Below are 11,011 nucleotides of genomic sequence, written 5' to 3'. Positions count from 1 at the left end.
CGTGCTCAATGACATCAACCTGCGTATTCCTCCCGGCCAGTTTGTGGCGGTCGTGGGCCGCAGCGGTTGCGGAAAAAGTACGCTGTTGCGTCTTCTTGCCGGACTGGAAAAAACCACGCAGGGCGAGCTGCTCAGCGCCAGCGCCCCGCTCAGTCAGGTGCGTGACGACACCCGTCTGATGTTTCAGGACGACCGCCTGCTGCCGTGGAAGCGGGTGATTGATAACGTTGGCTTAGGCTTAAAAGGCAAATGGCGCGATGCAGCGCTTGCGGCCCTGGAAGAAGTCGGGCTGGCCGATCGCGCTGACGAATGGCCCTCGGCGCTGTCGGGTGGACAAAAACAACGGGTGGCGCTGGCACGTGCGTTGATTCATCGCCCACGCCTGCTGTTGCTCGACGAACCGCTGGGCGCGCTGGATGCCCTGACGCGCATCGAAATGCAAAGTCTGATCGAACGACTGTGGCAGCAACATGATTTCACCGTGCTGCTGGTGACGCATGATGTCAGTGAAGCGGTGACTGTCGCCGACCGGGTGATCCTGATCGACCAGGGGCAGATTGGTCTGGATTTGACGGTGGATTTGCCACGCCCGCGCCGTAAAGGCTCGGCGAAACTGGCTGAACTGGAAGCCGAAGTGCTGGAACGCGTACTGACGCCGCAATCTCAGCAAACCGTGCCGCCGCAGGCAAAACGCGCACAACACTGACCCTGGCATTCTGTGAATTCACAATGAAAAAAGGGCGATGTTTCCATCGCCCTTTTGCATTCCCGCTATTTACCGTTAACGGTGATTACGCATCTAACGCTTTGGTAATTTTCTCGAACAAATCACCGGACAGGTTTTCCAGTCCTTTCAGCTGTTCCAGCGCCTTGCGCATTTGCGCCTGACGGCCTGCGTCATAACGTTTCAGGCGGATCAGCGGTTCAATCATGCGTGCCGCCACCTGCGGGTTACGCGTATTCAAATCGGTCAGCATTTCGGTCAGGAACTGATAACCGCTGCCGTCGGCAGCGTGGAACGCTGAAGGGTTTGCAGACGCGAAGGCACCGACTAAAGAACGCACACGGTTCGGGTTGCCCATGCTGAATGAACGGTGGTTAAGCAGTGAACGCACTTTTTGCAGAACATCCGCAGACGGGCTGGTCGCTTGCAGGATAAACCATTTATCCATCACCAGGCCGTCGTGGTGCCAGCGCTCATCGTACGCCGCCATCAGCGCTTCACGGCAAGGCAACTGAGCCGACACAGCAGCCGACATCGCCGCCAGAGAATCGGTCATGTTGTCTGCCTGTTCGAACTGGGTTTTCACCAGCTGATCGGCCAGCGTCACATCTGCGAAGGCCAAATAACGCAGGCAGGTGTTACGCAGGGTACGTTTACCGATATCCTCGTGCACCACGCGGTAGGCTGGCAGACGGTTAGCGTTGTAAACCGCCAGGAACTCATCGGCCATTTCGGTTGCCAGGCAACGGGTAATGGCTTCATGCACGGCGCTGATCGCTTCGGGATCGATAATCTCAAACAACTCTGCGATTTCGTTATCCGTCGGCAGCGTAAGGATCTGCGCCGCCAGTCCCGGATCGATGCTCTCATCCAGCAATACTGCACGGAATGCGTCAGCTACGTGCAGCGGCAACGACAGAGGTTGCTTCTGCTGGTGACGCGCAACGTTCAGTTTGATGTAGATCGCCAGCAGGCTTTGCGCCGCATCCCAGCGGGCGAAATCGTTGCGTGCGTGTTTCATCAGGAAAGTCAGCTGATGATCGCCCCACTTGTAATCAAGTTTCACTGGCGCGGAGAATTCACGTAACAGAGAAGGCACCGGTGGCGCTTCGACGTCGTCGAACACAAACGTCTGCTCAGCTTCAGTGACATTGAGCACGTTGCTGACGATCTGACCATTTTGTTTCAGCGCAATCACGTTGCCCTGCGGATCGTACAATTCGATGTCCAGAGGAATATGCAATGGCAGCTTTTCAGTCTGATCTGGCGTCGGCGGCGTTTTCTGGCTGACGGTCAGGGTGTACTGCTGTTTTTCCACATCATAGTCGTCACGCACGGTCAGTACCGGCGTACCAGACTGACTGTACCAGCGGCGGAAAAGCGATAAATCCACATTGGAGGCATCTTCCATGGCCTGTACGAAATCGTCACAGGTCGCCGCACTGCCGTCATGACGTTCGAAATAGAGCTGGATGCCGGCCTGGAATTTCTCTTCGCCAAGCAGCGTATGCAGCATACGGATGACTTCAGACCCTTTCTCATACACCGTCAGGGTGTAGAAGTTATTCATCTCAATGACTTTATCGGGACGGATCGGGTGCGCCATCGGGCTGGCATCTTCCGAGAACTGTGCGCCACGCATAACGCGGACGTTATCAATACGGTTGACCGAGCGCGAACCGAGATCTGAGCTGAATTCCTGATCACGGAAAACTGTCAGGCCTTCTTTCAGGCTCAGCTGGAACCAGTCGCGACAGGTCACGCGGTTACCGGTCCAGTTATGGAAGTATTCGTGGCCGATCACCGCTTCGATACCCAGATAATCTTTGTCGGTGGCGGTTTCGGCTTTCGCCAGCACATATTTGGAGTTAAAGACGTTAAGGCCTTTATTTTCCATTGCGCCCATATTGAAGAAATCAACGGCGACAATCATGAAGATGTCGAGGTCGTATTCCAGATTGAAACGGGTTTCGTCCCATTTCATCGATTGTTTCAGGGATTCCATCGCCCAGCCGGCACGATCCAGATTGCCACGGTCGACGAACAATTCCAGCGCCACATCACGGCCTGAACGGGTTTTGAAGGTGTCACGCAGAACGTCGAAATCACCGGCCACCAGCGCAAACAGGTAGCAAGGTTTCGGGAACGGATCCTGCCATTTGATCCAATGTTTACCGCCTTCCAGTTCTCCCTGGTCGATACGGTTACCGTTCGACAGCAGGAAAGGATAACGGGCTTTATCGGCCACGATGCGGGTCGAGAAACGCGCCAGCACATCCGGACGGTCAAGATAATAAGTAATGTGGCGGAAGCCTTCAGCTTCGCACTGAGTACACAGTGCTTCACCCGACAGGTACAACCCTTCCAGCGCGGTGTTTTTCGCCGGATGAATTTCGTTGACGATGGTCAGTTCAAACGCTTCCGGCAGGCCGTCGATCGCCAGCGCACCTTCCTGCAGCTGATACTTCGGCCAGTCCTGACCGTTAATTTTCAGGCTGATCAGCGTCAGATCTTCACCATTGAGCACCAGGGAAGCACCTTCGGCACCAAGACGTTTGATCTGGCTGACTGCGGTCACCAACGTCTTCTGTGCATCAAGTTCAAAATTAAGGTCGATATCCGTGATCGTAAAGTCCGGCGCACGGTAATCGTGGCGAAACTTGGCTTGCGGCAGTTGAGTCATAAAAAACCTTTTAGCGTTTTCATAGTTAAGGATGATGACAATTTATGGCGATGAAGGGAGGTTCCTGTCATCAGCGCACGGCTGCACAGAACCTGAAACGACCTTCAGCTTTCTCTCTAAACTCTAACACAGGCATCAGGAAATCCCAGATTGTTGCAAGGTTGTGAGTTCGTATGCGCACCTTTCAACCAAAACACAGAGTTTTCCACAAAGTGAAGGGAAAGAACCCGGATTTGCGCGCCAGAATGTAATCAATTTGTGCCTTATTTATTGCGAAGAATGGCGTAAACAGCCTTTCAGGCCGCCTGTGAGCACATTTAAGCCTCGACCGATCGCGGACAATTATGATGTGATGTGGGTTCTTTAGCGGGATATTACGGTATACTTCACAGACTTTTGCTGTTTTATTCAGAACGTTTTTTTACGGAACGGTTGTTTGTGTTCAAACACTCAGTTTCTGACGAGGATGCTGTAAAGCGCTATGACTCCATACGCCTCCCCGATTTTGACTTCGCTGTTAGATACCGATGCCTACAAGCTTCATATGCAGCAAGCGGTTTTCCATCGCTATCATCAAATCAACGTGGTGGCCGAATTCCGATGCCGTGGCGATGAACTGCTGGGCGAATACGCCGACGACATCCGTCAGCAAATCCAGTTGATGAGCGAACTGGCGCTGACAGACGATGAGTTTACTTATCTCTCCGGGCTGCCGTTCTTCACGCAGGACTATCTCAGCTGGCTGAAAACGTTCCGCTATAATCCGCAACATGTCACGGTTTCTGACCGAGACGGGCATCTGCATGTGCGCATCGAAGGGCCATGGCGCGAAGTGATCATGTGGGAAGTGCCCCTGCTGGCCGTGATCAGCGAAGTGGTGCATCGTCATCGTTCACCGCAGATCACCGCCGGGATGGCCGTGGAACAACTGCGCATGAATCTGGCCAGCTTTAATGAACAAGCCGCTGATGTTGATCTTTCCGCTTTCCGTCTGATGGATTTCGGTACACGCCGACGTTTTTCAGGTGAGGTGCAGGAAGCCATTGTCAGTACCCTTAAAAACGAATTCCCGTACCTGGTCGGCACCAGCAATTACGATGTCGCCCACAAATTGCAACTGGCTCCGGTCGGTACGCAAGCGCATGAATGGTTCCAGGCGCATCAGCAGATAAGCCCGGTGCTGGCCAACAGCCAGCGTGCTGCGTTGCAGGCCTGGCTGGATGAATATCCTGACCAACTCGGCATCGCCCTCACCGACTGCATTACGATGGATGCCTTTTTGCGGGATTTCGGGCCGAAATTTGCTAACGCCTATCAGGGCCTGCGCCATGATTCCGGGGATCCGTTTGAATGGGGTGAAAAGGCTATCGCGCATTATCATGCACTTGATATTGATCCGATGACCAAGACGCTGGTGTTCTCCGATAATCTCGATCTGGATAAAGCGCTGCATTTATATCGCCATTTCCACAAGCGTGTGAATCTGGTCTTCGGAATAGGAACCCGGCTGACCTGTAATATTCCCGGTGTGAAACCGCTGAATATTGTGATCAAGCTGGTGCAATGTAATGGTAAACCGGTGGCGAAATTATCCGACAGCCCAGGTAAAACCATTTGTCAGGATAAAGCGTTCGTGAAAGCGCTGCGCAAAGCATTTGATCTGCCTCTGGTCAAAAAAGCCTCCTGATCTCCCCCCCAACGCCGGATCGCAAACATCCGGCGTTTTGCTGCTTTTTTCATCTCTGCCATTCTTTCCTTTATATAGATGATATTTAATTCGCTCGGCTTTCATTCATTCCATCCATAATTTCTGTTTATCGCAGGCCCGGCCTGATAATTCTTATCCCGCGACGATGATTTCTGCTTGTGTCCTGAGAAAGGCTAAGTAACATAGCAAAATCCCTTTTTACAGGGTGTCCATTATTTCTTAATCAACATCTGTATATAAAGAAAGAGAGAAATCTATGAGCGTTGTGCCTGTAGTCGACGTACTGCAAGGCCGTGCTGCGGTTGACAGTGAAGTCACCGTACGCGGTTGGGTACGTACCCGGAGAGATTCTAAAGCTGGTATCTCATTCCTCGCCGTTTATGACGGCTCCTGCTTTAATCCATTACAGGCCGTCGTCAATAATTCTCTGCCCAATTATCAGGACGATGTTTTGCACCTGACGACCGGTTGTTCTGTTGAAGTGACCGGCAACGTGGTGGCCTCCCCTGGCGAAGGCCAGAGTTTTGAACTGCAGGCGACCGCGATTAAAGTTGTTGGCTGGGTGGATGACCCTGATACCTATCCGATGGCAGCGAAACGTCACAGCATCGAGTATCTGCGTGAGGTGGCTCACCTGCGTCCGCGCACCAACCTGATTGGCGCAGTGGCTCGTGTGCGTAACACCCTGTCTCAGGCGATTCACCGTTTCTATCATGAAAACGGCTACTTCTGGGTGTCGACTCCGCTGATTACCGCATCCGATACCGAAGGTGCGGGTGAGATGTTCCGCGTATCTACACTGGATCTGCAAAACCTGCCACGCACTGACAAAGGCGAAATCGACTTCAGCGAAGACTTCTTTGGTAAAGAATCCTTCCTGACCGTATCCGGTCAGCTGAATGGCGAAGCTTACGCTTGCGCACTCTCCAAGGTGTACACCTTTGGCCCGACGTTCCGTGCAGAAAACTCCAACACCAGCCGTCACCTCGCTGAGTTCTGGATGGTCGAACCGGAAGTGGCATTTGCCACGCTGGACGACATCGCTTCTCTGGCTGAAAACATGCTCAAATATGTTTTCCAGGCAGTATTGAACGAACGTTCAGACGATATGGCCTTCTTCGCTGAGCGCGTAGACAAAGATGCGGTTGCCCGCCTTGAGCGTTTTGTAACCTCCGATTTCGCGCAGGTGGATTACACCGAAGCAGTAGAAATCTTAATGAATTGCGGTCAGAAATTCGAAAACGCGGTTTCATGGGGGGTCGATCTTTCTTCCGAGCATGAACGTTATCTTGCTGAGCAACATTTCAAAGCTCCGGTGGTCGTGAAAAACTATCCGAAAGATATCAAGTCCTTCTACATGCGCCTGAACGATGATGGCAAAACCGTTGCCGCAATGGACGTGTTAGCACCAGGTATCGGCGAAATCATCGGCGGTTCACAGCGTGAAGAACGTCTGGACGTATTGGATGCACGAATGGTCGAAATGGGACTCAAAACTGAAGATTATTGGTGGTATCGCGATCTTCGCCGTTACGGCACAGTGCCTCATTCCGGCTTCGGTTTAGGCTTTGAACGTTTAGTGGCCTATGTCACCGGGGTTCAGAACGTTCGTGACGTGATTCCGTTCCCGCGCACACCACGTAATGCAACCTTCTAATAAATTAAACTATTTTTAATTTACAGAATAATTACAAAACTAAGGCCAGCATTGCTGGCCTTAGTCATTTTTAAAAATAGATCCCCGTCACAAAGTTCCCTAAAATACACATTTTGTAATACATTCTTTCCCGCTGAAACATATTTAGTAATTTAGTAGCATTTTCGCTGTAGATTAAGCGAACCTCGGATGGAATAGTGCGTTCAGACACAGGAGACACCAAACTTTCATGAATAGTTCCCCAAAGAATTATTGACGGCAGTGGCAGGTGTCCGAATAAAACCAATGAGGGTAATAATAATGATGAAGCGCAACATTCTTGCAGTAGTAATCCCAGCATTGTTAGTAGCTGGCGCAGCTAATGCAGCAGAGATCTATAACAAAGACGGCAACAAACTGGATTTGTACGGTAAAGTTGACGCACGCCACAACTTCTCTGATAACGCCAGCGATGATGGCGACCAGACTTATGTTCGTTTCGGCTTCAAAGGCGAAACCCAAATTACTGACCAACTGACCGGTTACGGCCAGTGGGAATACAACGTTCAGGCTAACCATGCAGAAAGCGCTGGTGACGAAGGCAACAAAACTCGTCTGGGCTTCGCAGGTCTGAAATTTGGCGATGCAGGTTCATTCGACTACGGTCGTAACTACGGCGTAATCTACGACGTAATGTCCTACACCGACCAATTGCCAATCTTTGGTGATGACACTATGTACCAGAACAACGACAACTTTATGATTGGTCGTGGTAATGGTATGGCAACTTACCGTAACAGCAACTTCTTCGGTCTGGTTGATGGCCTGAGCTTCGCTGTTCAGTACCAGGGCAAAAACGACGAAGGTCGTGATAGCCGTGGCCCAATTGATTCCAATGGCGACGGCTGGGGTACTTCTGCAGCATACGCACTGGGCAACTCCGGTGTTAGCCTGACAGGTGCTTACTTCTCTTCTAACCGTACCTCTACTCAGAAAGCAGACGGTAACGGCGACAAAGCTGACGCATACGCATTCGGCGCGAAATACGACGCTAACAACCTGTACCTGGCAACCTTCTACGGTGAATCACGCAACACCACCGATTACGGCAACCCGGCTGCAATTGCTAACAAAACTCAGAACTTCGAAGTGGTTGCACAGTACCAGTTCGACTTCGGTCTGCGCCCATCAATCGCTTACCTGCAGTCTAAAGGCAAGCAGCTGAACGGCTTCACCGACAACGGCTCTACTTACACCGGCGGCGATGCTGACCTGGTTAAATACGTAGAAGTTGGTACTTACTACTACTTCAACAAAAACATGTCTACCTACGTTGACTACAAAATCAACCTGCTGGACGACAACAGCTACACCAAAGCCGCCGGTCGCAGCACCGACGACACTGTGGGTGTTGGCTTGCAATACCAGTTCTAATATCGCTTAACGATGCACTTACGGGTGCATCAAAGTGGATATCAAGGCAGAGCTTCGGCTCTGCCTTTTGCATTTATGTCTTCCTGAAAAGCCTCTTTACCCGCGGCTTGCCATAAAATATTTTAATCTCGGATTCGCCCTCACAACTCTGCTTACTTTTTCCCGCAAACGGTTGGCAAATAACCCTCTCTGGCGTTACCCTTAAAGCCTCTTTCGCACTATCAGGCTAATGGAAATTTCCAACATGTTTGAAAAAATCACAGCAGCACCCGCCGATCCTATTCTGGGTCTTTCCGATCTTTTCCGCGCTGACGACCGCTCTGATAAAATCAATCTTGGGATTGGTGTTTATAAAGATGAAACCGGTAAAACGCCGGTTCTGGCCAGCGTGAAAAAAGCCGAACAATTCCTGTTGGAAAATGAAACGACGAAAACCTATCTGAGCATCGACGGGTTGCCTGATTTCGCACACTGCACGCAGGAATTGCTGTTCGGAAAAGACAGTGCCGTGATCGCGGAAAAACGCGCCCGCACCGCGCAGACCCCAGGCGGCACCGGCGCGTTGCGTATTGCTGCTGATTTCATTGCCACGCAGACCAGCGCTAAACGCGTGTGGGTCAGTAACCCGAGCTGGCCAAACCATAAAGGCGTGTTTAATGCCGCCGGTCTTGAAGTCGCTGAATACAATTATTATGACGCGCCGAATCACACCCTTGATTTCGACGGTATGCTGAAAAGCCTGAGCGAAGCCCAGGCCGGTGACGTGGTGTTATTCCACGGCTGCTGCCATAACCCGACCGGTATCGATCCTACGCAAGCGCAGTGGGCACAACTGGCTGAACTCTCCGTCAGGAAAGGCTGGTTGCCGCTGTTTGATTTCGCCTACCAGGGCTTTGCCAAAGGTCTGGAAGAAGATGCGGGTGGCCTGCGCCTGTTCGTGGAAAAACACAAAGAGTTACTGGTCGCCAGCTCCTACTCCAAAAACTTTGGTCTCTATAACGAACGAGTGGGCGCCTGTACTTTAGTTGCCGCAGATGCCGACACTGCAGATCGCGCCTTCAGTCAGGTGAAATCCGTTATCCGTGCAAACTACTCTAACCCACCGGCACACGGCGCAGCCGTTGTGGCGACCATATTGGGTAACCCTGCCCTGCGCACCTTGTGGGAGCAGGAACTGAGCGACATGCGCCAGCGTATCCACCGCATGCGTCAGTTGTTCGTCACCACCTTGCAGGAAAAAGGCGCTAAACAGGACTTTAGTTTTATTATCAATCAGAACGGCATGTTCTCTTTCAGCGGCCTGACCAAAGATCAGGTTTTGCGTCTGCGTGATGAATTCGGCGTTTACGCGGTGAATTCTGGCCGTATTAACGTGGCAGGTATTACGCTGGACAATATGGCTCCTCTGTGTGAAGCCATTGTCGCGGTCATCTAAAAGATAAGCAGCGCTGTTCCATTAAAAAAGCCCGTCAGGTGACTGACGGGCTTTTTGCTGTTCCCAATATGGCAGAAAAATTACCAGACCGGCAATTCATCCTGCAGGAACGGATTGGTTTTACGCTCATAACCAAAATCAGACATCGGGCCGTGACCGGGGATGAAAACAATATCATCGCCCAGTGGCAATAATTTGGTTTTGATAGAGTTGATCAGCGCCTGATGATCGCCGCGCGGGAAATCACTGCGGCCTACGCCACCTTTGAAAATCACGTCACCGGAAACGGCTAAACGCGCTTTGTCATTGATGAAGACAATATGCCCCGGCGTATGACCCGGACAATGCAGGACGGAGAGCGCTTCTTCGCCAACGCTGACGGTGTCGCCTTCTTCCAGCCAGGTGTCTGGCGTCAACGGGTCACAGTGTTCCAGTCCAAACATCTGGCTCTGAGCGGGCAGCCCATCCAGCAGGAATTGATCTTCTTTTTGCGGGCCGATCACTGGCACCTGATAGTGTTCTGCCAGTTCAGCAGCGGCGCCGACGTGATCAAGATGTCCGTGAGTCAGCAGGATCTGAGTGACCAGAACGCCCTGAGCGGAAACTTCCCGAATAATTTTGGCTGCTTCACCGCCCGGATCGACAAGCGCGGCCTGATTGGTTTTAGTACACCAGATCAATGAGCAATTTTGGCTGAACGCCGTGACAGTAATGAGATGGGTTTTCATAGTGCTCCACAAAATGGCCTGTCCGTTTGGGCAGGCCACTAATGACACACATCACCAGGTCCGGGCAGGGCCGGTATCGATGTGCACAAAGTTACTTCGTGGATAATATCCTACACCACCCATCCGCATTTTTAATGCTGCTTTGCGGATATTACTCAGTTCAATGCCCTGGATGTGGAAATCCATTGCCTGCCCAAGCGTATGGTAGCTGTGTTTCGCTACCCCACTTCCTGGTTCGCGCATGCTGTTGTTGGTGGCCAGCGAACGGTAACCGGAAATCAGCTGAACGGGCTTGTTCGTTCCACCGAGCATGACCTGTAAACGATAAAGATGATCGAACAGAGCAGGATCAATGGACTTCACTTTTTCCGCGCGATAGTCCCTGAACAAATGATTTAACCGGGCCAATTCATCCTTGTTGTAACGCTTTCCATCAAAAAATTCAGTTTTGAGGGTTTCGCCGGTATTTAGATTGTTAACGACCAGAATACGCGGACGAGGAGTGGAAAGAGTGGCGAATGCACGACTCGGAAGTAATGCAATCCCCATAGCGGCACTGCCTAATGCCAGCCATTTACGGCGATGTTTGTCGATTTCATTCATGTACAGTTTACTATCCGGTAAGAGTGTCAAAAATAGGTGCAATGCCAGCACCGTTTCGAA

General features: G+C 51.6%; 8 protein-coding genes. 5 read left to right on the top strand and 3 right to left on the bottom strand.

The features are described from left to right. The coding region (ssuB, locus tag ED901_RS03285) for an aliphatic sulfonates ABC transporter ATP-binding protein (RefSeq protein ID WP_122094796.1) at positions 1-706 on the top strand (706 nt) is incomplete at its 5' end. Positions 707-791: 85 nt separating this feature from the next. Here ssuB and pepN read toward each other — a convergent pair. Then, entirely contained in the window at positions 792-3,407 is a 2,616-nt protein-coding gene (gene pepN / locus ED901_RS03280) for an aminopeptidase N (RefSeq protein ID WP_122094794.1), read from the bottom strand. 481 nt (positions 3,408-3,888) lie between these two features. Between pepN and pncB the strand changes: the two genes are divergently transcribed. From pncB to ED901_RS03260, 4 genes are all read left to right on the top strand, one after another. Continuing rightward, positions 3,889-5,094: a nicotinate phosphoribosyltransferase gene (gene pncB / locus ED901_RS03275; protein ID WP_122094793.1), complete on the top strand. Its 1,206-nt coding sequence runs from the start codon at positions 3,889-3,891 to the stop codon at positions 5,092-5,094. Positions 5,095-5,371: 277 nt separating this feature from the next. Then, positions 5,372-6,772: an asparagine--tRNA ligase gene (gene asnS, locus ED901_RS03270; protein ID WP_056769297.1), complete on the top strand. Its 1,401-nt coding sequence runs from the start codon at positions 5,372-5,374 to the stop codon at positions 6,770-6,772. Between the two features lie 300 nt (positions 6,773-7,072). Next, positions 7,073-8,185, top strand: a complete 1,113-nt coding sequence (ompC, locus tag ED901_RS03265) for a porin OmpC (protein WP_274388810.1) — start codon at positions 7,073-7,075, stop codon at positions 8,183-8,185. Positions 8,186-8,429: 244 nt separating this feature from the next. Next, a complete protein-coding gene (locus ED901_RS03260; protein WP_122094791.1) occupies positions 8,430-9,620 on the top strand; it encodes an amino acid aminotransferase in 1,191 nt (396 codons plus the stop codon). Positions 9,621-9,700: 80 nt separating this feature from the next. Here the strand turns inward: ED901_RS03260 and ED901_RS03255 are convergent, their stop codons facing one another. Together ED901_RS03255 and ED901_RS03250 are read right to left on the bottom strand one after the other, a co-directional pair. Further along, positions 9,701-10,348, bottom strand: coding sequence for an MBL fold metallo-hydrolase (locus tag ED901_RS03255; protein ID WP_056769290.1), 648 nt, complete (start codon positions 10,346-10,348; stop codon positions 9,701-9,703). A gap of 51 nt (positions 10,349-10,399) precedes the next feature. Then, complete coding sequence (locus ED901_RS03250) at positions 10,400-10,951, bottom strand: YcbK family protein (RefSeq protein ID WP_056769288.1); 552 nt, start codon at positions 10,949-10,951, stop codon at positions 10,400-10,402. Between the last annotated feature and the right edge of the window lie 60 nt (positions 10,952-11,011).

The organism is Rahnella sp. Larv3_ips (assembly GCF_003697865.1).
Lineage (GTDB): Bacteria > Pseudomonadota > Gammaproteobacteria > Enterobacterales > Enterobacteriaceae > Rahnella > Rahnella rivi.
Note: the sequence above shows the minus strand (reverse complement) of the source record. Positions and strands in the feature narration are given on the sequence as shown.

Bases quoted from the DNA above. Each gene is read 5' to 3' on its own strand.
- ED901_RS03250 (WP_056769288.1), bottom strand. From the start codon at position 10,951: ATGAATGAAATCGACAAACATCGCCGTAAATGGCTGGCATTAGGCAGT.
- asnS (WP_056769297.1), top strand. From the start codon at position 5,372: ATGAGCGTTGTGCCTGTAGTCGACGTACTGCAAGGCCGTGCTGCGGTT.
- pncB (WP_122094793.1), top strand. From the start codon at position 3,889: ATGACTCCATACGCCTCCCCGATTTTGACTTCGCTGTTAGATACCGAT.
- ED901_RS03255 (WP_056769290.1), bottom strand. From the start codon at position 10,348: ATGAAAACCCATCTCATTACTGTCACGGCGTTCAGCCAAAATTGCTCA.
- ED901_RS03260 (WP_122094791.1), top strand. From the start codon at position 8,430: ATGTTTGAAAAAATCACAGCAGCACCCGCCGATCCTATTCTGGGTCTT.
- pepN (WP_122094794.1), bottom strand. From the start codon at position 3,407: ATGACTCAACTGCCGCAAGCCAAGTTTCGCCACGATTACCGTGCGCCG.
- ompC (WP_274388810.1), top strand. From the start codon at position 7,073: ATGATGAAGCGCAACATTCTTGCAGTAGTAATCCCAGCATTGTTAGTA.